The organism is Sandaracinobacteroides saxicola, assembly GCF_014117445.1.
Classification (GTDB): Bacteria; Pseudomonadota; Alphaproteobacteria; order Sphingomonadales; family Sphingomonadaceae; genus Sandaracinobacteroides_A; species Sandaracinobacteroides_A saxicola.
This window is the reverse complement of sequence record NZ_CP059851.1, coordinates 2,082,717-2,107,086: the sequence shown is the minus strand read 5'-3', so window position 1 is coordinate 2,107,086 and position 24,370 is coordinate 2,082,717. Positions and strand designations below refer to the sequence as shown.

19 protein-coding genes are annotated in these 24,370 nt (G+C 68.5%); 15 read left to right on the top strand and 4 right to left on the bottom strand.

Going from position 1 to position 24,370, the window contains the following annotated elements:
• Nucleotides 1-10 precede the first annotated feature (10 nt).
• The 9 genes from H3309_RS10595 (at nt 11) to H3309_RS10555 (ending at nt 9,477) form a co-directional block, all read left to right on the top strand.
• Entirely contained in the window at nt 11-637 is a 627-nt protein-coding gene (locus H3309_RS10595; protein ID WP_182294688.1) for an NADH-quinone oxidoreductase subunit J, read from the top strand.
• Complete coding sequence (gene nuoK, locus H3309_RS10590) at nt 634-939, top strand: NADH-quinone oxidoreductase subunit NuoK (RefSeq protein WP_182294687.1); 306 nt, start codon at nt 634-636, stop codon at nt 937-939. Before H3309_RS10595 ends, nuoK begins: the two co-directional genes overlap by 4 nt.
• Nucleotides 936-2,924 carry an NADH-quinone oxidoreductase subunit L gene (nuoL, locus tag H3309_RS10585; protein WP_182294686.1) on the top strand — a complete coding sequence of 663 codons (1,989 nt, stop codon included), beginning with the start codon at nt 936-938 and terminating at the stop codon, nt 2,922-2,924. The genes nuoK and nuoL overlap by 4 nt, the downstream gene beginning before the upstream one ends.
• Nucleotides 2,924-4,429 (top strand): NADH-quinone oxidoreductase subunit M, encoded by a 1,506-nt coding sequence (locus tag H3309_RS10580; protein WP_182294685.1) that lies wholly within the window; start codon nt 2,924-2,926, stop codon nt 4,427-4,429. Before nuoL ends, H3309_RS10580 begins: the two co-directional genes overlap by 1 nt.
• Nucleotides 4,426-5,868, top strand: a complete 1,443-nt coding sequence (gene nuoN, locus H3309_RS10575; protein WP_182294684.1) for an NADH-quinone oxidoreductase subunit NuoN — start codon at nt 4,426-4,428, stop codon at nt 5,866-5,868. The genes H3309_RS10580 and nuoN overlap by 4 nt, the downstream gene beginning before the upstream one ends.
• Nucleotides 5,865-6,563 carry a biotin--[acetyl-CoA-carboxylase] ligase gene (locus H3309_RS10570; RefSeq protein WP_182298670.1) on the top strand — a complete coding sequence of 233 codons (699 nt, stop codon included), beginning with the start codon at nt 5,865-5,867 and terminating at the stop codon, nt 6,561-6,563. Before nuoN ends, H3309_RS10570 begins: the two co-directional genes overlap by 4 nt.
• Nucleotides 6,564-6,565: 2 nt before the next feature.
• Nucleotides 6,566-7,345, top strand: a complete 780-nt coding sequence (locus tag H3309_RS10565) for a type III pantothenate kinase (RefSeq protein ID WP_182294683.1) — start codon at nt 6,566-6,568, stop codon at nt 7,343-7,345.
• Between the two features lies 1 nt (nt 7,346).
• A complete protein-coding gene (locus tag H3309_RS10560) occupies nt 7,347-9,005 on the top strand; it encodes a ribonuclease J (RefSeq protein WP_182294682.1) in 1,659 nt (552 codons plus the stop codon).
• Nucleotides 9,006-9,201: 196 nt separating this feature from the next.
• Entirely contained in the window at nt 9,202-9,477 is a 276-nt protein-coding gene (locus tag H3309_RS10555) for a DUF1467 family protein (RefSeq protein WP_182294681.1), read from the top strand.
• On the opposite strand, the gene H3309_RS10550 is transcribed toward H3309_RS10555, so the two are convergent.
• Nucleotides 9,478-11,607 (bottom strand): hypothetical protein, encoded by a 2,130-nt coding sequence (locus H3309_RS10550; protein ID WP_182294680.1) that lies wholly within the window; start codon nt 11,605-11,607, stop codon nt 9,478-9,480.
• A 35-nt stretch (nt 11,608-11,642) separates the two neighbouring features.
• Nucleotides 11,643-12,494, bottom strand: a complete 852-nt coding sequence (locus tag H3309_RS10545; protein WP_182294679.1) for a CDP-alcohol phosphatidyltransferase family protein — start codon at nt 12,492-12,494, stop codon at nt 11,643-11,645.
• A 65-nt stretch (nt 12,495-12,559) separates the two neighbouring features.
• Between H3309_RS10545 and H3309_RS17675 the strand changes: the two genes are divergently transcribed.
• Genes H3309_RS17675 through H3309_RS10525 form a run of 4 tightly spaced genes read left to right on the top strand, consistent with a single transcriptional unit; the run spans nt 12,560 to nt 17,286 of the window.
• Nucleotides 12,560-13,897, top strand: coding sequence for a CDP-alcohol phosphatidyltransferase family protein (locus tag H3309_RS17675; protein ID WP_182294678.1), 1,338 nt, complete (start codon nt 12,560-12,562; stop codon nt 13,895-13,897).
• 42 nt (nt 13,898-13,939) lie between these two features.
• A complete protein-coding gene (locus tag H3309_RS10535; protein ID WP_182294677.1) occupies nt 13,940-15,046 on the top strand; it encodes an inositol-3-phosphate synthase in 1,107 nt (368 codons plus the stop codon).
• Between the two features lie 3 nt (nt 15,047-15,049).
• Nucleotides 15,050-15,733, top strand: coding sequence for a phosphocholine cytidylyltransferase family protein (locus H3309_RS10530; RefSeq protein WP_182294676.1), 684 nt, complete (start codon nt 15,050-15,052; stop codon nt 15,731-15,733).
• Entirely contained in the window at nt 15,721-17,286 is a 1,566-nt protein-coding gene (locus tag H3309_RS10525; protein ID WP_182294675.1) for a capsule assembly Wzi family protein, read from the top strand. The genes H3309_RS10530 and H3309_RS10525 overlap by 13 nt, the downstream gene beginning before the upstream one ends.
• 1 nt (nt 17,287) lies before the next feature.
• Here the strand turns inward: H3309_RS10525 and H3309_RS10520 are convergent, their stop codons facing one another.
• Both H3309_RS10520 and gltX read right to left on the bottom strand, forming a co-directional pair.
• Nucleotides 17,288-18,571 (bottom strand): citrate synthase, encoded by a 1,284-nt coding sequence (locus H3309_RS10520; RefSeq protein ID WP_182294674.1) that lies wholly within the window; start codon nt 18,569-18,571, stop codon nt 17,288-17,290.
• A gap of 27 nt (nt 18,572-18,598) precedes the next feature.
• A complete protein-coding gene (gltX, locus tag H3309_RS10515; RefSeq protein WP_182294673.1) occupies nt 18,599-20,029 on the bottom strand; it encodes a glutamate--tRNA ligase in 1,431 nt (476 codons plus the stop codon).
• 98 nt (nt 20,030-20,127) lie between these two features.
• Between gltX and H3309_RS10510 the strand changes: the two genes are divergently transcribed.
• Nucleotides 20,128-22,239: a ComEC/Rec2 family competence protein gene (locus H3309_RS10510; protein WP_182294672.1), complete on the top strand. Its 2,112-nt coding sequence runs from the start codon at nt 20,128-20,130 to the stop codon at nt 22,237-22,239.
• Nucleotides 22,218-24,332 (top strand): NAD-dependent DNA ligase LigA, encoded by a 2,115-nt coding sequence (gene ligA, locus H3309_RS10505; RefSeq protein WP_182294671.1) that lies wholly within the window; start codon nt 22,218-22,220, stop codon nt 24,330-24,332. Before H3309_RS10510 ends, ligA begins: the two co-directional genes overlap by 22 nt.
• Nucleotides 24,333-24,370: the final 38 nt, after the last annotated feature.

The following is a 24,370-nucleotide window of genomic DNA, read 5'->3' as shown; positions in this document are numbered from 1 at the left end:
CGCGCTGAACGTGGTTCAGGCCTTCATCTTTTACCTGTTCGCCGGCATCGTCTGCCTTTCCGGGCTGATGGTGATCCTGGCGCGCAACCCGGTGCACAGCGTGCTGTGGCTGATCCTGGCGTTTTTCAACGCCGCCGGGCTGTTCCTGCTGATCGGCGCCGAGTTCCTGGCGATGATCCTGGTGATCGTTTATGTCGGCGCGGTCGCGGTGCTGTTCCTGTTCGTGGTGATGATGCTGGACATCGATTTCAGCGAACTGCGCGCCGGGTTCACGCGATATTTGCCGTTCGGGCTGGCGATTGCCGGCGTGCTGCTGGCGGAGCTGGTGATCCTGGGTGCGAGCTGGGATTTCTCTCCGGTGGCGCTGGGCAGCCGTGCGGCGGTGCCGGGGGCGGGGTTGAGCAATACGCAGGCGCTGGGGACGATATTGTACACCGATTATCTGTTCGTGTTTCAGGCGAGCGGCATGATCCTGCTGACGGCGATGATCGGGGCCATCGTGCTGACGCACCGGCAGCGGCCGGGGGTGAAGCGGCAGGATGTGGGCAAGCAGAATGCGCGGACGGCGGAGAATGCGGTCGCCTTGACGAAGCCGGCGCTGGGCGCGGGCGTGGATACCGCGGAAGGCGTCAAATGATCGGGCTGGGCCATTATCTGGGGGTCGGCGCGATCCTGTTCACGCTGGGCGTGCTGGGGATTTTCATCAACCGGAAGAATGTGATCGTCATCCTGATGTCGGTGGAGCTGATCCTGCTGGCCGTGAACATCAACCTGGTGGCGTTCAGCGTGTTCCTGGGGGACATGGTGGGGCAGGTGTTCGCGATGTTCGTGCTGACGGTGGCGGCGGGCGAGGCGGCGATCGGCCTGGCGATCCTGGTGATCTATTTCCGCAACCGGGGCAGCATTGCCGTGGATGATGTATCGGTGATGCGCGGATGATTCAGGCCATCGTCTTTCTGCCGTTGCTGGCGTTCCTGATCGCCGGGCTGGGCAATCGCGCCATCGGCAACACCGCGGCCAAGCTGGTGACGACGGGGGCGCTGTTCGTCTCCGCGGCGCTGAGCTGGGTGGTGTTCATCGGGCTGATGGGCGGCGCGCCGGCGCAGGATGTGCAGGTGCTGGAATGGTTCGCCTCCGGCGATCTGGCGGTGAACTGGTCGTTGAAGGAGGACATGCTGACGGGTGTGATGCTGGTGGTGATCACCAGCGTGTCGGCGCTGGTGCATCTCTATAGCTGGGGCTATATGGCGGAGGATCCGGATCAGCCGCGCTTCTTCGCCTATCTGTCGCTCTTCACTTTCGCCATGCTGATGCTGGTGACGGGCGACAATCTGGTGCAGATCTTCTTCGGCTGGGAGGGGGTCGGTCTCGCCTCCTATCTGCTGATCGGGTTCTGGTACAACAAGCCGAGCGCGACGGCCGCGGCGATCAAGGCGTTCGTGGTGAACCGGGTGGGCGATTTCGGCTTCATGCTGGGGATTTTCGCCCTGTTCATGCTGACCGGCACGGTCGAGCTGGACGCGATCCTGAAGGCGCTGCCGGGGATGGCGGGGACGACGTTCGAGTTTCTGGGCGCGCAGGCGGATGCGCTGACCTGCGTGGCGCTGCTGCTGTTCGTGGGGGCGTGCGGGAAATCGGCGCAGTTCCTGCTGCATACCTGGCTGCCGGACGCGATGGAGGGGCCCACGCCGGTTTCCGCGCTGATCCACGCGGCGACGATGGTGACGGCGGGCGTGTTCCTGGTGTGCCGCATGTCGCCGCTGTTCGAGGCGGCGCCGGTGGCGGCGACGGTGGTGACTTATGTGGGCGCGATGACGGCGATCTTTGCCGCGACGGTGGGCACGGTGCAGACCGATATCAAGCGGGTGATCGCCTATTCGACCTGCTCGCAGCTGGGATACATGTTCTTTGCCGCCGGCGTCGGCGCCTATGGCGCGGCGATGTTCCATCTGTTCACGCACGCTTTCTTCAAGGCGCTGCTGTTCCTGGGCGCGGGGAGCGTGATCCACGCCATGCACCATGAGCAGGACATGCGGTTTTATGGCGGGTTGCGGAAGTCGATCCCGTTCACCTTCGCCGCGATGGTGATCGGGACGGTGGCGCTGACGGGGCTGAACTTCACGTCCGGCTATTATTCCAAGGATGCGATCCTGTTCGCGGCTTTCATCAATGGCAGCGAGCATGCGATGGTGGCCTTCTGGGTGGGGCTGGGGGCGGCGCTGCTGACGAGTTTCTATAGCTGGCGGTTGATCTTCCTGACCTTTTTCGGGACGCCGCGCTGGGCGGGCAGCGAGCATATCGCGCATGCGGTGCATCATGACGGGCATCATCATGCCCATGGCGATGCGCAGGGAGACCCGACGGCGGGATATCATCCGCATGAAAGCCCGTGGACGATGATGGTGCCGCTGGCGCTGCTGAGCGTGGGGGCGCTGTTCGCCGGGTTCCTGTTCCATGACGCCTTCACCGGTAGCGTGAACGCGTTCTGGAATGGCGCCATCGTGCACAGCGCGGCCTTCTATGAGCGGCTGGAGGCGGTGCCGGGCTGGGTGCACTGGGCGCCGTTCGTGGTGATGGCGACCGGTTTTCTGATCGCGTTCCGGAATTACATTCTCGATCCGGCGGCGCCGGCGCGGTTCGTGGCGCACTGGCGGGTGCTGCATGATTTCCTGGTGCACAAATGGTATTTCGACGAGCTGTATGACTGGTTGTTCGTGCGGCCGGCGAAGGCCATCGGGCGGTTTTTCTGGCAGCGCGGTGATGTCGGCGTGATCGACCGCTTCGGGCCGGACGGGGTGAGCGCGGTGGTGGCGGCGGGCAGCGGGGTCGCGCGGCGGTTCCAGACCGGCTATCTCTACAGCTATGCGCTGGTGATGCTGCTGGGCGTGGCGGCGGCGGCGACATTTTTCATGGTTCGCGGTTGATGTTGAGTGTGATGATCCTGTTGCCGCTGGCGGTGGCGCTGGCGGTGCTGTTCCTGCCCGGCGATGAGGCGGCGCGGGCGCGGACCGCGCGCTGGCTGGCGCTGGCGACGACGCTGCTGCTGTTCGTGGCGGGCTGCGTGCTGTGGGCACGGTTCGACAGCAGCACGGCGGCGTTCCAGTTCACCGAGCGGGCGGAGCTGTTCGGTGGGCTGTTCAGCTGGCACCTGGGGGTGGATGGCATCAGCCTGGTGCTGATCCTGCTGTCGGTGTTCCTGATGCCGCTGTGCATCCTGGCGGGCTGGGACAGCGTGAAGACGCGGGTGCCGGAATATCTCGCCTATTTCCTGGTGATGGAGGCGCTGATGATCGGCGTCTTTGCCAGCCTGGACCTGTTCCTGTTCTACATCTTCTTCGAGGCTGGCCTCATTCCGATGTATCTGATCATCGGCATCTGGGGCGGGAAGCGGCGGATCTACGCCAGCTACAAATTCTTCCTCTACACGCTGCTGGGCAGCGTGCTGATGCTGCTCGCCATGCTGTGGATGGTGCGGACGGCGGGGACGACCGACATTCCGGCGCTGATGGCCTATGACTTCCCGGTGCAGGCGCAGGGCTGGCTGTGGGCGGCGTTCTTTGCGAGTTTCGCGGTGAAGATGCCGATGTGGCCGGTGCACACCTGGCTGCCGGACGCGCATGTGGAGGCGCCGACCGCGGGCTCGATGATCCTGGCGGGCGTGCTCTTGAAGATGGGGGGCTATGGCTTCATCCGCTTTTCGCTGCCGATGTTCCCGGATGCCAGCGTCGCCCATATGTGGATCGTGTTCGCGCTGTCGATGGTGGCGGTGGTTTACACCAGCCTGGTGGCGCTGGTGCAGAATGACATGAAGAAGCTGATCGCCTATTCATCGGTGGCGCACATGGCGTTCGTGACCGGCGGGCTGTTCGCGTTCAACACGCAGGGCATCGAGGGCGCGATGGTGGTGATGCTGAGCCATGGCTTCGTGTCGGCGGCGCTGTTCTTCTGCGTGGGGGTGATCTACGACCGGCTGCACACGCGGGAGATTGCCGCCTATGGCGATCTGTCGACGACGATGCCGCGCTATGCCGTGCTGTTCCTGCTGTTCACGATGGCGAGCATCGCGCTGCCCGGCACCAGCGGGTTCGTGGGCGAGTTCCTGGCGCTTACGGGCATGTTCCGGGCGAACACATGGTTCGCGTTCGTGATGACCACGGGGGTGATTTTGGGCGCGGCCTATATGCTGTGGCTCTATGCCCGCGTGTCCTATGGCCGGGCGGCGGGGGCGGAGACGGCGGCGATGCCGGACCTGAACAGGCGCGAATATGCCATCCTGGTACCGCTGGCCGTGGTGACGCTGTGGATGGGCGTCTATCCCAAGCCGTTCATGGAGCCGCTGCGGGCGCCGGTCGCGAGCCTGATGGCGCGGCTGGAGAGCGCGAAGGCACCGCAGACGCCGGTGGTTCTGGCGAAGGCTGAGGTGAAATGAGCGGCTTGTGGCAATCGCTGGCGGTGGGCGCGCCGGAAGTGATCCTGGCGGCGGGCGCGATGGTGCTGCTGCTGATCGGGGTGTTCCGGGGCGACCGCTCGCTGGTGGGGCTGAGCTGGGGTGCGGTTGTGCTGTTCGCGCTGGCCGGTGCCAGCCTGATCGATGACGGCCCGGGCCGGGTGCTGGCGTGGAACGGGCTGTATGTCGCGGACGCGTTGAGCGCGTTCCTGAAGGTGGTGATCCTGATCGGTGCCGCGGTGTCGGTGCTGCTGGCGCTGCCCTATCTGAAACGCACGCGCACGGCGCGGTTCGAATATCCGGTGCTGATCGTGCTGGCGACGCTGGGCATGGGGATCATGGTCAGCGCCAACAACCTGCTGACGCTGTATATCGGGCTGGAGCTGATGAGCCTGTCGGCGTACGTCTTGGCGGCGTTTCACCGGCAGGAGGTGAAGAGCGCGGAGGCGGGGCTGAAATATTTCGTGCTGGGGGCGCTGTCCTCGGGCGTGCTGCTGTATGGCGTGAGCCTGGTCTATGGCTTTGCCGGGACGACGGCGTTTCAGGGGATCGGCGCGGCGTTGACGGGGACGCGGAGCATCGGCGCGCTGGTGGGGCTGACCTTCGTGCTGGCGGGGCTGGCGTTCAAGATCAGCGCGGTGCCGTTCCACATGTGGACGCCGGACGTGTATGAGGGCGCGCCGACGCCGGTGGCGGCGTTCTTCGCCAGCGCGCCGAAGGTGGCCGCCATGGGCCTGTTGCTGCGGGTGGCGATGGATGCGTTCGGCGGGATGGTGGCGGACTGGCGGCAGGTGGTGATCTTCATGGCCATCGCCTCCATGCTGCTGGGGGCGGTGGCGGCGATCGGCCAGAGCAATGTGAAGCGGCTGCTGGCCTATTCGAGCATCAACAATGTGGGGTTTGCGCTGATCGGGCTCGCGGCGGCGACGCCGGCGGGGATCAGCGCGGTGCTGTTCTACATGGCGGTCTATCTGGTGATGACGCTGGGCAGCTTCCTGTGCGTGCTGGCGCTCACCGACGCCGACGGCCGGGCGGTGGAGACGCTCGACGATCTGGCGGGACTGGTGCGGACGCGGCCGTGGCTGGCGACGGCGCTGGCGCTGTTCATGTTCAGCCTGGCGGGGATTCCGCCGCTGTTCGGCTTCATGCCGAAGCTCGCCGTGTTCAACGCGGCGGTGGCGGCGAACCTGTGGCCGCTGGCGGTGATCGGCGTGCTGGCGAGCGTGGTGGGCGCCTATTATTACCTGCGCGTGGTGAAGATACTGTTCTTCGATGCGCCGGCAGGCGTGGTGGTGACGGGTGGCAGCCGGCTGAACGGCGCGATGCTGGCGGCGGCGGCGGTTTTCTGCTCGCCGGCGGGGTATCTGCTGCTGGGGCCGCTGGGCGTGGCGACGCGGCGGGCGGCGGCGAGCCTGTTCTGATCGAGCATCTGGCCGAGGTCGGCTCGACCAACGACTGGCTGCTGGCGCGGGCGGCGGGGCTGGCGGATGGACAGTGGGTGCGCGCCGATGTGCAGACGGCGGGGCGTGGGCGGCGGGCGCGGGCGTGGAGCAGCCCGGCGGGCAATCTGCATGCGAGCGTGCTGGTGACGGCCACGGAGCGCCCGCGGCAGGAGCTGAGTTTCGTGGCGGCGCTGGCGCTGCATGATGCGTTGTCGGCGCTGTTTCCCCCACCCCGCCCGCTGGCGATACAGATCAAATGGCCGAATGATGTGCTGCTGGATGGGGCGAAGGTGGCGGGCATCCTGCTGGAGGCGGCGGGGGCGGCGCTGGTGATCGGGTTCGGCGTGAACCTGGCGCATTATCCCCCCGATGCGGGGTATCGCGCGACCAGCCTGGCGGCGCGGGGGGTGACCGTGACGCCGGCGGCTTTCGCGGCGCGGCTGGCGGCGGCGTTCGCGGCCCGGCGGGCACAATGGGTGGCCGGGGGGTTCGCAGGGATACGGGCGGACTGGCTGGCGCGGGCGGCATTCCGGGAGGGTGCGATCGAGGCGCGGTTGCCGGGGGAGACGGTGGTGGGCGTGATGGCGGGGCTGGAGGCGGATGGCGCGCTGGCTTTGCGCTTGCCCGATGGTTCGCTGCGGCGCATTTATGCCGCTGATATCTTTGGGGTGTAGCCATGCTGCTGGCGATCGATGTGGGGAATACCAATATCGTGTTCGCGCTGTGCGAGGGCAGTGCCATCGCGCATCGCTGGCGCATCCGCACCGAGGGGGCGCGGACGGCGGATGAATATGCCGTGTGGCTGAACCAGCTGCTGACGCTGGAGGGGCTGGCGTTCGGCAGCATCGGCGCGGCGATCATCGCGACGGTGGTGCCGCAGACACTGTTCAACCTGCAGCGGCTGTGCCGGAAATATCTGGGGGTGGAGCCGCTTGTCGCGAACGGTGATTTCGACTGGGGCTTGCGCATCAACCTGCCCAATCCGGCCGAGGTGGGCGCCGACCGGCTGGTGAATGCCGTGGCGGCGCATGCGCGTTATTCGGGCGCGCTGATCGTGGTGGATTTCGGCACGGCGACAACCTTCGATGTGGTGGGGGCGGACGGCGCCTATGAAGGCGGGGTGATCGCGCCGGGCATCAACCTGAGCATGGATGCGCTGTACCAGGCGGCGGCGAAGCTGCCGCGGATCGCGGTGGAGCCGCCGCCGGAGGGGGCGGGGGCGATCGGCAAGTCGACGGTGCATGCCATGCAGTCCGGCGTGTTCTGGGGCTATGTCGGCCTGATCGAGGGGCTGGTGGCGCGGCTGGGCGCGGAAATTGCCGCACCGGTGACCACCATCGCAACCGGAGGGTTGGCAACGCTGTTCGGACGGCATACATCGGCGTTGAACAAGGTCGAACCCGACCTGACCATCGACGGGCTGATCATTCTTCACGCCCGCAATATAAAAGATTGAAATGACCCAAAAAAATAAACTGTTCTTCCTGCCGTTGGGCGGGTCTGGCGAGATTGGCATGAACGTCAACCTCTATGGCATCGGGCCGGATGTCGAGCGTGCCAAGTGGATCATGGTCGACCTGGGGATGACATTCGCCGATCCCAGCCTGCCCGGCGTGGAGCTGGTGCTGCCCGACTTGCAGTTCATCGAGGAGCGGCTGGACAATCTGCTGGGCATCATCCTGACGCACGGCCATGAGGACCATATCGGCGCCATTCCCTATTTGGCGGGCGATCTCGACGCGCCGCTTTATGCGACGCCGTTCACCGCGGGGCTGATCCGCAAGAAGCTGGACGAGGAGGGCATCGCCAACAGGGTGAAGCTGCATGTCGTGCCGATGGGCGGGACGGTGACGCTGGGCGATTTCAGCGCCCGCTATGTGGCGCTGGCGCACAGCATTCCCGAGGGCAATGCGCTGGTGATCGACACGCCGCTGGGGCGGATTTTCCACACCGGCGACTGGAAGTTCGACGAGCGCCCGCTGCTGGGCGATCCGGCGTCCGAGGCCGACCTGCGGGCGATCGGCGATTCGGGCGTGCTGGCGCTGGTGGGGGACAGCACCAACGCCTTCAACGAGGTAGCGAGCGGCAGCGAGGGGGATGTCCGCGATGGCCTGATCAAGCTGATCAAGGGGCGCAAGACCGGCCGCGTGCTGGTGACGACCTTTGCCAGCAACGCGACGCGGCTGGACACGCTGGCGGCGGTGGCGCGGGAGACCGGCCGGCGGCTGGTGCTGGCCGGGCGGAGCATGGAGCGCATCCGCGACGTGGCGAAGGCGACCGGTTACCTGAAGGATTTTCCCGAGACGATGAGCTGGGAGGCGGCGGCGAATGCGCGGCCGGAGACGCTGTTGATCCTGTCCACCGGCACCCAGGGCGAGCCGATGGCGGCGCTGGCGCGGATCGCGGAGGGCACGCACCCGATCAAGCTGGAGCGCGGCGACCTGGTGGTCTATTCATCGAAGCAGATTCCGGGGAACGAGATCGCGATCGGGCGGGTGCAGAATGCGCTGGCGGCGCGCGGCATCGAGATCATCGGCGAGAAGCAGGCCTATGTGCATGTCAGCGGCCATCCGGGACGGCCGGAGCTGCGGGCGATGTACGACTGGATCCGGCCGGAGATCGCCATTCCGGTGCATGGCGAGCGCCGGCACATGGAGGAACATGCGCGGCTGGCGCGGGCGCAGGGCGTGCCGCAGGCGGTGGTGCCGATGAACGGCACGGTCATTCGGTTGGCCCCGGGCAAGGCGGAGATCGTGGGCCATGAACCGGTCGGCCGGCTGGTGCTGGACGGCGACGTGATCCTGCCGGCGGACGGCGCGACGCTGAACATGCGGCGCAAGCTGGGGCATGGCGGGGTCATCACCTGCGCGCTGCTGTTCGACCGCAAGGGGGCGCTGGCGACCGATCCGATCGTGACGGCGCTGGGGGTGCCGGTGGAGGATGAGGCCGATGATTTCGTGGCCGAGCTGCGCGAGGCGGCGGAGAAGGCGGCGAACAAGGTAGGGAACCGCGACGAGCGGCGGCTGGTGGATGAGGTGAAGGTGGCGCTGCGCCGGGTAAGCAAGGCGTGGACGGGGAAGAAGCCGCTGACCGAGGTGACGCTGGCGAAGTTCTGATGACGGGCGAAGCGGGTGGTACGAGCGGGGTGGCGTTTTTTCGCCCGCTGGCCCCCTCCGTTCGCGCAAGCGCGAGTCGCTCCCCCGTGCCGGGGGAAAGCCTGCGGGTGCCCTGAAACCCATGCCGTTGCGCTTGTGCGAGCTCTGCGGCAATGGGGCGCTTGTGGGGGCGGGGGCGGGGGGTTAACCGGCGGGGATGCGCTGGTATTCGATCCTTGCCATCTATCTTCTGTTCTGGAGCTTCACGCTGTTCCTGGTGCTGCCCTATGGCGTGAAGACGGCGCGGGAGGTGGGGCAGGAGGAGGTGCCGGGGCAGGCGCCGAGCGCGCCGGCGAACCTGTCGATGCCGCGCAAGCTGTTGTGGACGACGCTGATCTCGGCGCTGTTGTTCGCGGTCTTCTACGCCAATTTTATCTTCGGCTGGGTGGGTGTGGACGATATTCCCGGCTGGCGGCCTTCCGTCGCCCGCTGATCAGTCCAGCGCTTCGGTGAGGGCGGCGGCGAGGCGGCCCTGGGGGCCGTCCCGCAGCAGGGCGATCAGGGTTTCGCCGCGGCGGTCGCCGGTGAAGCGGCTGGTCAGCGCCTCGAAATCGCCGATGTAGCGCCGGGCGGCGGCGTTGAAATCCGGGTCGCGGGCGGCGAGCGCGCTGAGGGCGGTGCGGTCGGACTTGGCGGTGAGTTCGACGGCGCGGCGGCCGAACAGGCCGCGTTCGCCTTTCGCCCAGGCGGTCCAGTCGGCATCGGACAGGGTGGCGCCCATGGCGCGCGTGAGGTCGATGCCGGCCTGCGCCAGGCGGTCGTTGAGCGCGGCGGCGGCGGCGACAAGCGCTTCGTTGCTGCTGACGCCGAGTTCCGCGTCGCGCGCGGCGACCTTCGCGTCCATCAGCGCAAGGGTTTCGGCGAGCGCGGCGATGCTGGCGGCGACGCGGCCGACGACGGCCTGGGCGCGGGTGCCGGCGGCCTCTGAGGCGGCGACGGCGGCCTCGGCCTGTTCGCGGATCGGGGTGACGAAGGCCTTGCGCGTTGCGTCTCCGGCGGCGTCGGCGAGGCCGGTGCGGGCTTCCTCGATCACGCCGGCGAGCGTGTCGCGCATGGTGCCGGCGGCCTGCGCCGCCACGTCCCGCACGCGGTTCATGGCATCGACCAGACGGGTGGCGGCGGCGAGCGAGGTGGCGTCGGTGGCGTCGTTAACCTCCGCGATGAGCTGTTTCGCCTGGTTGAGTTCGACGACCAGCGCCTGGCCGGCGGTTTCGACATTGTCGCGCTGGCGGGCGAAATCGTCGGCGGCGGCGAGCAGCGCGGCCTTGCTGTCGTGGATGGGGGCGGCGAGCGCGGCGGCTTTTTCGTGCGCTGCCTCGATGACGCGGACGAGGGCGGTCAATTCCGAGGTCATGGTTTCGGCGGCGCGGCTGGCCTCCACCGTGCGTTCCGGGAGCGTGGCGCCCAAGGCGTCCACGGTGTCGAGCGTGATGGCCTTCAGGCGGGCGACGGCGGCATCAAGGGCTTCGGCGGCGGCCTGCGCGTCGCGCATCGGTTCGCCCAGCGAATCGATGGCGGCGCGGCTGGCGGCGAGGCGGCTGTCGAGCCGGTCGAGATTGCCCTCGGTCTGGCGGGCGCTGTGGTCGAGGCGGCCGTCGAGCACCTTGAAGGCGCGGTCGGCGTTGGCGGAGAGTTGGTCGACGGCGGCGCCCTGGGCGGCGAGGCGCGCTTCGAGCGTGGCGGCCTGGCCGGCGAGGCTGTCGAGACGGGCGCTGATGGCGCGCGCGGCGTCGTTGCCGATCTGGGTGAGGCTGGATTGCGCCGACTGGAGGCTGGCAGCTAGCGCGGCGGACTGGGCGGCGACGCCGTCGCGCATCGCGGCGGTCGCGGCCTCGGTGGCGGCGAAGGCGGCGTCGGCATCGGCCTTCAAAGCGACGGCCTGGCCTTCGACATGCGCGCGGGTGGCGGTGGCGCGGCTTTCCAGCGCGGCGAGGGCCTCGTTCAGGACACCGCCGGTGACCTGCGCGGCCTGTGCCAGTTCGGCCTGGCGTTCGGCGAGCGTGCGGGCGAGCGACGCGACGAGCGTGGCCTGCCGCTCGGTCTCGGCGCCGCCGGCGGTCATGGCCTGCTGCACAGCCTCCGACTGTTGGCGGACGGCGGGGAGGGCGGCTTCGAGCGCGCGACCGGCGTCGCTGGCGGCGGCCGCGGCGGCGGTGGCGTCGACCAGCGCGGCGTGGGCGGCGGCGCCCCGGGTTTCGAGCGCATCGGCGGCGGCGCGGATGGCGGCGAGGTCATCCTGCAGCAGCGAGCGCACCGCGTCCATGCGGCTGACGATGCCGGTCAGGCGCTGTTCGGTCGCCTCCAGCACGCCTTCGCCATGGACGGCGAGCGGGTCGATGGCGGCGCCGATGGCGGCGTTGCGGGCGAGCAGCGCGGCGGCGAGCGCCCAGGGGAGGGCGAGCGGCGAGAGGATGAGCGCGACGAGGGCGAGCGCGTCGGCGGGGGTGAGGACAGGGAGGTGGCCCCGGGCGACCGCCCAGAGGATGGCGGCCACCCAGGCGAGGCTGAGCAGCGCGGCCAGCAGGAAGGGCGTGCGGGAAGGTGGCCTGGGCCGGTCGGTCATGGAAAGGGGCGCCCCGTGATTGTGTTTCGATTGCTTTAGCAGCGAGGTTGATCTTGCAACAGGGTCTGCTCGACCTGGCGCAGGCGGCGGCCGAGAAACAGGGCGAGGAGAGTGAGGCCGATGATCTCGTAGGCCCAAAACAGCCAGGGCGAGCCGGCGATGCAGGCGAGGAAGATGGCGACGGTGCGGGCGTTGGCGCTGAGCAGGGTGAGCGCCTTCAGGCGCGGGGCGGCGGCGCTGGCCCAGGCGGCGAGCAGCGCCTGGTGGTGGGCGGGGGGGGCGCGGCGCAGATGGTCGTCGAACGGGCGGGTGCGGTTGCCGAGCCAGGCCTCTCCGCGGTTGTAGAGGCGCTCGATCGGGCCGCCGGCGGCGCTGCGCGGGGTGGCGGCGAAGCGGCCGCTGAGGCGGCGGATGTAGGTGGCGCGTTCGGCCTCGTAGAACATGGATTGCAGCGCGTGGAGCGCGCCGGAGAGGACCGCGACCGCCAGCGCCAGTGGCCAGTTTTCGAGCGAGAGGGCGAGCGCCAGATAGACGGCGACGAAGGTGGCGTAATCGGCGATGCCATCCACCAGCCGGCCGAAGTCGCTGGTCTTGCCGGTGGCGCGGGCGAGGCTGCCGTCCAGACCGTCGGCAATGTGCCAGGCGAGCATCAGCACGAGGCCGGCGAGGCAGGCGAGCGGGTACCGCCATTCGGCATAGGCGAGGGCAGCGAGCAGGCCGCAGGCGAGGCCGGTGAGCGAGACCAGATTGGGGTGGATGCCGGCGCGGATGGCGAGCGGCAGCAGCGCATTGGAAACGCGGTGGATGAGCAGGCGGTTGCTGAGCGGCTCGATCTCGCGCGGGCGACTGCTGTCGACGAATGGTGCGCGGGGAGCGGTCGGACTCATGGCGGCGCGTGTGGCGCAACGCTTGGCGCTTGGCAATTGCCGCCGCGCGCCCCTATGAGGCGCGAATGTCCCTGCTTGCGTTGCTGTCCCTGGGCGAGACCGGTCCGGAATCGTCGCCTTCCGGTTTGCTGCCGGTTGCCGGCCGATCCTTGCTGGAACGGCAGGTGCGGCTGGTGCGGCGGGTGGGGGCGGAGCGGACGCTGGTGGTGGCGCCGGCGTTGCCGGCACTGCTGCGCGAGCGGTTGCAGGCGATGCCGGGGGTGACGATCGTGGAGGCGGCGGCCGCGGCGGCGGCACTGATCGGGGATGACGACCGGGTGCTGTTGCTGGCGGACGGTGTGGAGCTGGACGAGCGGATCGTCAACGCGACGCTGGCGGATGGGGCGGCGTGCCGGCTGGCGGTGTGGCAGGTGCCGCCGGGGCCGGATGCCGAGCGGCTGGATGCCGAGACATTGTGGAGCGGCGTGGCGGTGCTGCCCGCCCCGCTGGTGCGCGACGTGCTGCGTGGCCTGGGGGAGTGGGAGCTGGGATCGACGCTGGTGCGGACCGCGGTGGAACATGGCGCGGCGCGGCTGCTGCTCGATTCGCTGGAGGATTATGCGCCGGCGCGGCGGCGGCGGGTGCCGCTGCGCTGGGGGCGGCCGCGGACGGCGGCGGCAGCGGCACGGCTGACCGATGTGGTGATCGCGGATGCGCAGAAGGGGTGCCTGGACTGGCCGGCGCGGTTCCTTCACCCGCCGGTCGAGGATGCGCTGGTGCGGCTGCTGCTGCCGACGCCGGTCACGCCGAACATGGTGACGGTGTTCGGCGGGCTGGTGGGGGTGGCCGCGATCGTCGCCTTTGCTACCGGATGGCTGTGGACCGGGCTGATCCTGGTGCTGCTGATCGGGCCGCTGGACGGTGTGGATGGCAAGCTGGCCCGCGCGCGGATCGAATACAGTCGCTGGGGTGACCTGGAGCATGTTCTGGACAAGGTGCTGGAATATGGCTGGTATCTGGCGCTGGGCAGCTGGTTTGCCGGGCAGGGGGCGGGGCTGGCGGGCTGGCTGATCGCGTTGGGGATCAGCGTGTTTGCGCTGGCGGAGGCGGTGCAGGGGGAGTTTTTCCGGCGTTTTACCGGTCGGCAGCTGGACGACTGGGGCGGCTTCGAGCGGCGCTGGCGTCTGGTGGCCGGCCGGCGCAACACGCATTTCTGGACCCTGCTGCCGTTCGCCGCGGCAGGCGCGTGGTTTGCCGGATTCGGGGTGATCCTGGCCTATGCCATGGTCACCTGGGGGGTCTGTTTGTGGCGGATGCTGCGCGCCCTTGCCAGCTATGGCACGGTGCACAGTGCACAGATCGCCAACAATTTTGTGACAACAGCTTATGATTTCTTGCCCCAACGCGGCGATGTCTCTAGGTGAGGCCGATTCCGTGACAAAAATGTTAAAGGGTCTGGGACCAGCATGAACCAAATCAATCTTGCCATCGTTGGCGTCGGCAATTGCGCAAGCTCGCTGGTGCAGGGCATCGCGCATTACAGCAACGGTGGCGCGAACGAGGCCATCGGCCTGTCGCATTGGGATCTGGGCGGCTATCGGCCGAAGGATATCCGCGTGGTGGCGGCCTGGGACGTCGACCGGCGCAAGGTGGGTCAGGATGTGGCGGATGCGATTTTCGCCAAGCCGAACTGCACGGCGGTGTTCTGCGATCATGTTCCCGATTCGGGCGTGAAGGTGCGGATGGGCGCGGTGCTGGACGGCGTGAGCGCGCACATGGCGGATTACAGCGAGGCGCGCAGCTTTCGCGTGGCGGACGCCCCCGAGCCGAGCCTTGCCGATGTGGTCGAGGTGCTGAAGGCGAGCGAAGCCGATGTGCTGATGAACTATCTGCCGGTGGGCAGCCAGGCGGCGACCGAATTCTATGCCGAGGCGGCGCTGAAGGCCGGCGTGGCGTTCGTGAACAACATCCCGGTGTTCATTGCCAGCAATCCCGATTGGGCGCGGCGCTTCCTGGAAGCCGGCGTGCCGCTGATCGGCGATGACATCAAGGCGCAGATCGGCGCGACCATCGTGCACCGGACGCTGACCGACCTGTTCGCGCAGCGTGGCGTGCGGCTGGATCGCACCTATCAGCTGAACACGGGCGGCAACACCGACTTTCTGAACATGCTGAACAAGGACCGGCTGGCCAGCAAGAAGACCAGTAAGACCGAAGCCGTGCAGTCGGTGGCCGAGCGCCGGCTGGACGACGACAACATCCATGTCGGGCCATCGGACTATGTTGCCTGGCAGAACGACAACAAGGTGTGTTTCCTGCGCATGGAAGGCCGCATGTTCGGCGGCGTGCCGATGAACATCGAGTTGCGGTTGTCGGTGGAGGACAGCCCGAACAGCGCCGGCGTGGCGATCGACCTGATCCGCTGCGCCAAGGTGGCGAAGGATCGCGGCATCGGTGGCATCATTCACCCGGCGTCGTCGAGTTTCTGCAAGCATCCGCCGGTGCAGGTGCCGGACCGCGATGCCTTCGAGGCGCTGGAAGCCTTCATCAAGGGCGCCAACACGAAGCATTGAGCGATGCACGCGGTCGTGCTCGCAGCGGGTGCCGGGTCGCGGTTGCGCGACGTGGCGCCGGTGAAGCCGCTGGCGCTCTTTCGGGGCCGGGCGCTGATCCTGCACGTGCTGGACGCCCTAATGGCGGGCGGCGCCACGTCGGCGACGGTGGTGGTGGGCTATCGGGCCGACGCCGTGGCGGCCGCGGCGGCGGGGCATGCACTGCGGCCGGCGACGGTGGTGAATGCGGTGTGGGAGACAACGCCCAACGGGGTTTCGCTGCTCGCCGCCCGTTCGGCCATCGATGGCCCGACGCTGCTGTGCATGGCGGACCATCTGTTGAGCCCGGGGCTGGTGGCGCGGACAGCGACGGCGGCGCGGCTGCCGCTGACTCTGGCGGTGGACCGGCGGTTGGGGCATCCCTGGGTGGACGAGGCCGACGTGACCCGCGTTCGGACGGAGCGTGGCGCAATCGCGGCGATTGGTAAGGCGCTTGTCATCTACGACGCCTATGACACGGGCTTGTTTGTGGTGGGACCGTCGCTGGTGCGGGCGTTGGCGCCGATGGCGGCGCCAAGTTTGAGTGAAGGTGTTGCCGTGCTTGCGAAACAGGGAATGGCGGGGGTGGTGGATGGTGGCGATGCCCCATGGCTGGATGTGGATGACGCGCGGGCGCTGGCGTTGGCGGAACGGGAATGGCCGTTGTGAGGGTTGGCCTGGCGGGAGCCCTGTTGCTGTGGGGTTCGGTGGCGACCGCAGGGCCGCTGGCGGCGCCGGGAGACCGGCAATTGCGGCAGGATGTCGAGGCGCTGAAGGCCGAGGGGTTGATCGACGGGCCAATCGACAGCTGGCCGCTGCCCTGGGCGCAGATCGGTGCCGGCATCGATCGGGCACGCGACGGCCGGGAATTGCCGCCCCATTTGCTGGCGGCGGTGAACCGGCTGAGCCGGCTGGCGGACCATGCCGAGCAGGACCGCGCGTTCGATGGCGCAATCCGGGGGACCAACCGCGAGGCGCTGGCGCGCGATTTTTCCGATACCGCACGGGCGACCGCGGATGTCAGCGGCCGTGCCGAGTTGAACAGCGATGGATGGAGCCTGGCGGTGGGGGGCGCCGTACGCACCAACCAGGACGGCAGCGCCTTCAAGCCGGATGGCACGCAGCTGGTGGTGTTGGCGGGCAACTGGGCCTTTCACGCCGGCTGGAGCACGCACTGGTTCGGGCCGGGCAGCGATGGCGCGCTGCTGTTTTCCAACAGCGCCCGGCCGTTTCCGAAATTCGGGGTCACGCGGCTGATGCCGGAGCCGATCGATTTTCCGGTGCTGCGCTGGCTGGGGCCGGTGCGGTTCGAGATTTTCGGCGGCGTGCTGGATGAGAAGCGACGCGATTACAACAATATCATCACCGTGGGCACGCGGTTGAGTTTCGAGCCGGCCAAGGGGTTGCAGATCGGGCTGAACCGGGCGCAGATGCTGTGCGGCAAGGGGCGGCCTTGTGGCTTCAAGCAGATTTTTCAATCATTCGTGGGTATTGGCAATGCCGATAACCCGACGCCCGGTGATCCGCAGGCGTTTTTGCAGCAAGCCGGGAACCAGCTGGCAGGGTTTGATATCAGTTATACGCACCGTTTCCCGCGGCTGGCGGTGAAGCTTTATGCCGAGGCGGAGGCGGAGGATTTCGACAATATCATCCTGGAGCAATATGGCCGGTTGATCGGGATGACACTGAGCGGGCCGCTGGGTCGGCGGGGCGCGAGCTGGTCCTTCAACATGGAATATGCCGATACCCAGGCGGCGAGCCTGTTCAATGGCACGCCGCTGGAGAAGCTCACGGGCGGAGAGACGGTCTATCCGGGCTCACTGTACAACAACAGCCTGTATTTCGATGGTTTTGCCTATAACAAGCGACCGATTGGCTACTGGACAGACGGCGATAGTCGCAATCTTGCGTTCAACCTGTCGGTGACGGACACCAGCAATCGGCGCTGGTTCGGCGTGGTGCGGTCGGTGCATCTCAACTTCAACAATGTCGGCAACCCGCCGTTCCCGGCGACGGCGCCCGATGGCACCGTGCGCGGCCTGACAATCAATCGCGTGTCGGCGAACAACGAGAAATTCGCGATGCTCGGGGCGGGCGTGGAATGGCCGACGTCGCTTGGCGACTTGCGGCTGGAGGGGCGCTGGCAGGGCGATTCGCCGAACACGCCGGGGCGGCGTGCACCAAAGGGCGCCGTTGAGGCTGGTTGGCGCGTTCGGTTTTGAGCTATCGCGCGCTGAGCGGCACGTAGGGGCGCATGGCGGGGCCGGTGTAGAGCTGGCGGGGGCGGCCGATCTTCTGTTCGGGGTCGCTGATCATCTCGATCCACTGCGCGATCCAGCCGACGGTGCGGGCGAGCGCGAACAGCGCGGTGAACATGCTGGTGGGGAAACCGATGGCGGACAGGATGATCCCTGAATAGAAATCGACGTTTGGGAACAGCTTCTTCTCGATGAAATAGCTGTCGCTCAGCGCCATTTCCTCCAGCTGCAGCGCCACCTCGAAGATCGGGTCGTTGACGTTGAGTGCGGTGAGGACTTCGCGGACGGTCTTTTGCATGACGGTCGCACGCGGGTCGTAGTTCTTGTAGACGCGGTGGCCGAAGCCCATCAGGCGGAAGGGGTCGTTCTTGTCCTTGGCGCGCTCGATATAATGGGCGATGCGGTCGGGCGTGCCGATTTCGCGCAGCATGTTGAGCGCGGCCTCGTTGGCGCCGCCGTGCGCCGGGCCCCACAGGCAGGCGATGCCGGCGGCGATGCAGGCGAAGGGGTTGGCGCCCGAGGAGCCGGCGAGGCGGACGGTGGAGGTCGACGCGTTCTGCTCGTGATCGGCGTGCAGGATGAAGATGCGGTCGAGCGCGCGCTCCACCACCGGGTTGACGACATAGGGTTCCGCCGGCACGCCAAAGGTCATGCGCAGGAAATTGCCGGTGTAGGACAGGCTGTTGTCCGGATACATGAACGGTTGGCCGACCGAATATTTATAGGCCATGGCGGCGATGGTGGGCATTTTCGCGATCAGCCGGTGGCTGGCGATCTCGCGTTGCTTGGGATCGTTGATGTCGGTCGAATCATGGTAAAAGGCGCTGAGCGCGCCGACGACGCCGCACATGATCGCCATCGGGTGGGCATCGCGACGGAAGCCGCGGAAGAATTGCGCGAGCTGTTCGTGCACCATCGTGTGGCGGGTGATGGTGTAGGTGAATTTTTCCAGCTGTTCCCGGCTGGGCAGTTCGCCTTCGGTCAGCAGATAGGCGACTTCCATGAAGCTCGACTGCTCGGACAGTTCCTCGATCGAATAGCCACGGTGGAGCAGGACGCCTTCGTCACCGTCGATGTAGGTCAGTGCCGATTCGCAGGCGGCGGTGCTGGTGAAGCCGGGATCGAAGGTGAAGGCGCCGGTCTGGGCGTAGAGCTTGCGGATGTCGATGACGTCGGGACCGACGCTGCCGGAGCGCACGGCATAGTCGAAATTCTTGTCGCCGATGGAAAGTGTCGCCGTGCTGCTCATTGCGTCGTCCCTGTTTCTTGTGGCGTCTCAGGCGGGCGCCAGTGCGTCGTCGATCCTGGCGATGCTTTCCCCGCGGCCCAGCACCGCGAGGATGCCGAACACGCTGGGCGAAGCGGTGGTTCCGGTGAGCGCGGCCCTGAGCGGGCCCGCCACCTTCCCCAGCCCAATGCCCTGTTCGGTCGCCAGTGCGGTCGCCGCTGCCTCCAGCGCTTCCCGGGTCCAGTCCGGCAGCGCCTGCAACCGCTCGCGCGTGGCGGCCAGCATCGACCGTCCCGCCGGGTCTAACAGCTTTTGTGCAGCTGCGTCGAGAGGCAGTGGGCGGGTGCGAACGAGATAGAGCGCGGATGCTGCCAGAACATTGAGATCCTTGGATCTTTGTTTCAGCTCTTCCATGCTGCCCTGCAACATCGACTGTTGTTGGGCGGTGATGTCCGTGCCGGCGAGCGCGGCGAGTCGGGGCGTGACCAGCGCCGTCAGCCGGGCGTTGTCGGCAATCTTCAGATAATGGGCGTTGACGCTTTCCAGCTTTTTGAGGTCGAATTTCGAGGGCGAGCGGCCGACGCCATCGAGATCGAACAGGGCGATGGCGCCGGCGCGGTCGATGAGATCGATGTCGCCATGGCCCCAGCCGAGGCGCAGGAGATAGTTTTCCAGCGCTTCGGGAAGGATGCCCATCTCGTCGCGGTAGGCCTCCACGCCCAGCGCGCCGTGGCGCTTGGAGAGTTTGCCGCCGTCCGCGCCATGGATCATCGGCACATGGGCATAGACGGGTTCGGGCCAGCCGAGCGCCCGGATCAGCGCGAGCTGTCGGAAGGCGTTGTTGAGGTGGTCGTCGCCGCGGATGACATGGGTGACGCCGCTGTCGTGATCGTCCACCACGACGGCGAGCATGTAGGTGGGCGTGCCGTCCGAGCGGAGCAGGACGAAATCGTCGAGCTCGCTGTTGCTGACGGTGACGTCGCCCTGCACCCGGTCTGCAACGGTGGTGCTGCCAACGGTCGGGGATTTGAGGCGGATGACGAAGGGCTGGTTATGCTGTTCCGGGCCAGGCGCGCGGTCCCGCCAGCGGCCGTCATAGCGTTGCGGCAGGCCCCTGGCCTTCTGCTCGGCGCGCATCGCCTCCAGCTCCTCGGGCGTCGCGTAGCAGCGGTAGGCATGGCCGGAGTCGAGCAGGCCGCGGGCGACCTCGGCGTGGCGGGGCGCGCGTTCGAACTGGAAGCTGGGCGGTTCGTCGGGTGTCAGGCCGAGCCAGTCGAGGCCGTCGAGGATGGCGGCGATGGCGGGTTCGGTGGAGCGGGCGCGGTCGGTATCCTCGATCCGCAGCAGGTAGCGGCCGCCATGGTGGCGGGCGTAGAGCCAGTTGAACAGCGCCGTGCGCGCGCCGCCGATGTGCAGGAAGCCGGTGGGCGAGGGGGCGAAGCGGGTGACGACCGGGGCGGCGGGACTGGATGCGGACATTGTTGCGCTGACTGTGAAAATGGCGGACAGAAGGCAGCCGGGTCGGCTGGCGGGTGAATGTGGCTAGCAGACCGTTTGCGCTTGTTCAAAGGCTTGATGTGGCGGCCGACCATGCGCTGTGGCCGGAACGCGACGCGCTGATCCTGTTCGCGCCGTTGTTGCTGGCGGCAGGGATCGCGGCCTGGTTCCTGCTGCCCTGGCTGCCGCAGCGGCAGGCGGCGTCGGGCATCGGGGTGGCGGTGGCGCTGCTGGGGTTGCTGTTTCGCGGGTTCCTGCGGCCGGTGCTGCTGTGCGCTGGGTTGCTGTTTGCCGCCGGGGTCGTGCTGGCGGATGTGCGTTCCAATAATGTTGCGGCGCCGCGGCTGCATTTCCGGCTGAGCGGGGCCGAGGTGAGCGGCACGGTGACGGCGGTGGAGGGTCGGGTGGATGGCGCGGGCGGCGAGGCGCCGTTCACGCGGCTGCTGCTGGCGGCGGACGCCATGCCGGCGGGGGCGACGCTGCGGCTGCGGATGGCGGGGCTGCCGCCGGACTGGCTGCGGCCGGGGGCGCGGCTGGCGGCGAAGGTGCAGTTGCAGCCGCCGGCGGGGCCGCAGGTGCCGGGCGGCTATGATTTCAGCCGCCGCGCCTGGTTCATGGGGGTGGGGGCGAGCGGGCAGATATTGGGGGCGCCGCACCTGCTGCGGGCGGCGCCGGCGCCGCCCGGGGTGGCGGCCTGGCTGGCGCTGCGGCGTCTGGAATTGACCGGGTGGCTGGCGGCGCGGGTCGGCGGGCGGGAGGGGGGCATCGCGGCGGCGTTGGTGACCGGGGATCAAGGTCGGATCGACGCGCGGACAGTGGCGGCGATGCGCGATTCGGGGCTGGCGCACCTGCTGTCGGTCTCGGGCTATCATATCGCCGTGGTGGTGGGGGCGTCGCTGTGGCTGTTCCGGCGGCTGTTGGCGCGCTGGGAATGGCTGGCGCTGAGGGTCTCGGTGCGGACGCTGGCGGCGCTGGGGGCGGGCGTGATGGGGACGCTCTATACCCTGATCGCGGGGGCGGAGGTGCCGGCGGTGCGGGCCTGCCTGATGGCCTGGGTGGTGGTGGCGGCACTGGTTCTGGGGCGCGATCCGCTGTCCCTGCGGCTGATCGCCTTTGCCGCGTTCGTCATCCTGCTGGCGCGGCCGGAGGCGGCGTTGAATCCCAGTTTCCAGCTGAGCTTCGCCGCGGTGGTGGCGCTGGTGTCGCTCTACCAGTCGGCCTGGGGGCGGCGCCTGTTCCCGCTGTTGCCGGAGGACGCCTGGTGGACGCGCTGGGGGCGGCGGGGGGCGGCGCTGCTGCTGTCGGGCTTGGTGATCGAGGCGATGCTGGCGCCGGTGGCGCTGTTCCATTTCGGGCGCGCGGGGCTGTATGGGACGCTGGCGAACCTGCTGGGGATCCCGCTCACTTCGGTGGCGATCATGCCGGCCCTGGGGGGGATGCTGGCGGCAGGTGCGGTGGGGTTGGAGGCGCCGTTCGCCTGGGCGGCGCGGCAGGGGATCGGGGCGCTGATCGGGCTGGCGGAGGCGGTGGCCGGTCTGCCCGGCGCGGTGGCGCGTCTGGGGGCGGTGCCGGTACCGGCGTTCGGGCTGATGCTGGCGGGCATGCTGCTGCTAGCGCTACTGTCCACCCGCGCCCGGCTGCTGGGGATGGCGCCGTTGCTGGCGGGCGGGATGCTGGCGCTGGTCTGGCCGGCGCCGGACCTGATGGTCTCCGCCGACGGGCGGCATGTGGCGCTGGTGCGCGACGGGCGGTTGCTGACGCTGCGGGCAGCGAAAGGCGGGTTCGCCACCGACAGCATGGCCGAGGCGGCGGGGGTGAGCGACATCGTGCCGCTGGGCATGGCGACGGACGCGCGGTGCAATGACCTTGCCTGTGCGCTGCCGGGGCCGGGGGCGTCCTTGCTGGCGTTGCGCAGCGCCGCGGCGCTGGAGCGGGCGAGCCTGCTGGAGGCGTGCGCGGCGGCGGATATCGTGGTGAGCGACCGGGCGCTGCCGGCGGCGTGCCGGCCGCGCTGGCTGCTGCTGGACAAGGTAACGCTGCGGTCGCTGGGCGCGGTGGCGGTAGACAGGGCGCGCCGGCGCTGGGTGAGCGCGGGGGCGCTGGCGGGGGATCATCCGTGGAGCCCCGCCGCCCCTGTTTCGCGCTGGCGGGACTTGCTAGGCAAGGAGCGATGGACGGAACCGATCAGTTGAGCGAAGCGGAGGTCGCGGCCGAGCTGGCGCGGCTGGCGACGGAAATCTCTGCGCACAATCATGCCTATTATCAGGGGGATGCGCCGACGGTTTCGGATGCGGACTATGACGCGCTGATGGCGCGCAACGCGGCGCTGGAGGCAGCGTTCCCGCATCTGAAGCGCGCCGATTCGCCGAGCGAACGGGTGGGAGCGGCGGTTGGCAGCGGTTTTGGCAAGATCGTGCATGCGCGGCCGATGCTGAGCCTGGACAATGGCTTCAGCGACGCCGACGTGGCGGAGTTTATCGGCCGGGTGCGGCGGTTCCTGAACCTGGGGGATGCCGCGGTGGCGTTGACGGCGGAGGCGAAGATCGATGGGTTGAGCCTGAGCCTGCGCTATGAAGCCGGCGTGCTGGTGCAGGCGGCGACGCGGGGCGATGGCGCCGTGGGCGAGGATGTGACGGCCAATGTGCGGACGCTGCGCGACGTGCCGCAGCGGCTGTGCGGTGCGCCCGAGGTGCTGGAGGTGCGGGGCGAGGTCTATCTGGCGACGGCGGATTTCGCCGCGCTGAACGCGGCGCAGGAGGCGGCGGGGGCGAAGCGTTTCGCCAACCCGCGCAACGCGGCGGCGGGGAGTTTGCGGCAGCTGGATGCCGGCATCACGGCAACGCGGCCGCTGCGTTTCTATGCCCATGGCTGGGGCGAGCTGAGCGCGCCGCTGGGGGTGACGCAATATGAGACGATGCGGGCGCTGGCGGCGCTGGGCTTTGCGGTCAGCGATACGCTGATCCGGGCGGAGACGCTGGAGGAGGTGCTGGCGCATTATCGCGCGATCGAGGCGCAGCGGGCGACACTGGGCTATGACATCGACGGCGTGGTGTACAAGGTCGACCGGCTCGACTGGCAGGCGCGGCTGGGGCAGGTGGCGCGGGCGCCGCGCTGGGCGCTGGCGCACAAGTTTCCGGCGGAGCGGGCGACGACCGAACTGCTGGCGATCGACATCCAGGTGGGGCGGACGGGGGCGCTGACCCCGGTGGCGCGGCTGGCGCCGGTGACGGTGGGCGGGGTGGTGGTGACCAACGCGACGCTGCACAATGAGGATGAGATCGCCCGCAAGGATGTACGGGTGGGGGATAGGGTGCAGGTGCAGCGCGCCGGCGACGTGATCCCGCAGGTTCTGGGGTGGGTGGGCGATGCCGAGGCGCATGCGGCGCGGGCGGTGTTCGCTTATCCCGATCATTGCCCGGCGTGCGGCAGCGCGGCGGTGCGGGAGGCCGGCGAGGTGGTGCGCCGCTGCACGGGGGGCCTGACCTGCCCGGCGCAGCGGGTGGAACGGTTGCGGCATTTCGTCGGGCGGCGGGCGCTGGACATCGAGGGGCTGGGGGCGGAGCGGATCGAGCTGTTCGCCGTGTTGGGGTGGCTGGCGTCGCCAGCGGACATCTATCGGCTGCACCGCCGGCGCGACGAGTTGCTGGCGATGAAGGGGTGGAAGCCGACGTCGGTCGACAAGCTGATCGAATCGGTGGAGGCGCGGCGGGCGCCGCCGCTCGACCGGCTGCTGTTCGGGCTGGGCATCCGGCATGTGGGGGAGGTGACGGCGCGCGACCTGGCGCGGTCGGTGGGGGACTGGGACGGGCTGTGCGCGCGGCTGGATGCGCTGGTGGCGCATGCGGTGGCGCCGGCGCTGGGGGAAACGCCGGAGAAAGTGGCGCGGCGGGAGGCGCTGGAGCTGGCCGCGCTGGTGGGGGTGGCGGGCATCGGCCCGGAGGTGGCCGGTGCGCTGCGCGATTTCTGGGCGGAAGCGCACAACCAGGCGGCGCTGGCGGACCTGCTGGCGGAGCTGACGCCGGCGCCGGTGAAGCTGGAGACGGTGGCGAGCGAGGTGGCGGGGTTGACCATCGTGTTCACCGGTACGCTGGAAACCATGGGGCGCGACGAGGCGAAGGCGCAGGCGGAACGGCTGGGGGCGAAGGTGGCGGGCAGTGTCTCGGCAAACACCGACCTGCTGGTGGCGGGGCGGGATGCGGGATCGAAGCTGGCGAAGGCAGCGGCGCTGGGGGTGCGGGTGATCGACGAAGCGGGCTGGGCGGAGATCGTCAAAAAATCGCAATAATCCGTTGTCCATGCACTGAGCGCATGGCTGTTGCCGCT

What these genes read in the sequence shown, in the direction of transcription:
- H3309_RS10580 (WP_182294685.1), top strand. Translation starts at nt 2,924, where the DNA reads ATGTTGAGTGTGATGATCCTGTTGCCGCTGGCGGTGGCGCTGGCGGTG.
- H3309_RS17675 (WP_182294678.1), top strand. Translation starts at nt 12,560, where the DNA reads ATGTCCCTGCTTGCGTTGCTGTCCCTGGGCGAGACCGGTCCGGAATCG.
- H3309_RS10555 (WP_182294681.1), top strand. Translation starts at nt 9,202, where the DNA reads ATGCGCTGGTATTCGATCCTTGCCATCTATCTTCTGTTCTGGAGCTTC.
- H3309_RS10535 (WP_182294677.1), top strand. Translation starts at nt 13,940, where the DNA reads ATGAACCAAATCAATCTTGCCATCGTTGGCGTCGGCAATTGCGCAAGC.
- H3309_RS10545 (WP_182294679.1), bottom strand. Translation starts at nt 12,494, where the DNA reads ATGAGTCCGACCGCTCCCCGCGCACCATTCGTCGACAGCAGTCGCCCG.
- H3309_RS10530 (WP_182294676.1), top strand. Translation starts at nt 15,050, where the DNA reads ATGCACGCGGTCGTGCTCGCAGCGGGTGCCGGGTCGCGGTTGCGCGAC.
- H3309_RS10525 (WP_182294675.1), top strand. Translation starts at nt 15,721, where the DNA reads ATGGCCGTTGTGAGGGTTGGCCTGGCGGGAGCCCTGTTGCTGTGGGGT.
- nuoN (WP_182294684.1), top strand. Translation starts at nt 4,426, where the DNA reads ATGAGCGGCTTGTGGCAATCGCTGGCGGTGGGCGCGCCGGAAGTGATC.
- H3309_RS10560 (WP_182294682.1), top strand. Translation starts at nt 7,347, where the DNA reads ATGACCCAAAAAAATAAACTGTTCTTCCTGCCGTTGGGCGGGTCTGGC.
- H3309_RS10520 (WP_182294674.1), bottom strand. Translation starts at nt 18,571, where the DNA reads ATGAGCAGCACGGCGACACTTTCCATCGGCGACAAGAATTTCGACTAT.
- nuoL (WP_182294686.1), top strand. Translation starts at nt 936, where the DNA reads ATGATTCAGGCCATCGTCTTTCTGCCGTTGCTGGCGTTCCTGATCGCC.
- H3309_RS10565 (WP_182294683.1), top strand. Translation starts at nt 6,566, where the DNA reads ATGCTGCTGGCGATCGATGTGGGGAATACCAATATCGTGTTCGCGCTG.
- H3309_RS10550 (WP_182294680.1), bottom strand. Translation starts at nt 11,607, where the DNA reads ATGACCGACCGGCCCAGGCCACCTTCCCGCACGCCCTTCCTGCTGGCC.
- ligA (WP_182294671.1), top strand. Translation starts at nt 22,218, where the DNA reads ATGGACGGAACCGATCAGTTGAGCGAAGCGGAGGTCGCGGCCGAGCTG.
- gltX (WP_182294673.1), bottom strand. Translation starts at nt 20,029, where the DNA reads ATGTCCGCATCCAGTCCCGCCGCCCCGGTCGTCACCCGCTTCGCCCCC.
- nuoK (WP_182294687.1), top strand. Translation starts at nt 634, where the DNA reads ATGATCGGGCTGGGCCATTATCTGGGGGTCGGCGCGATCCTGTTCACG.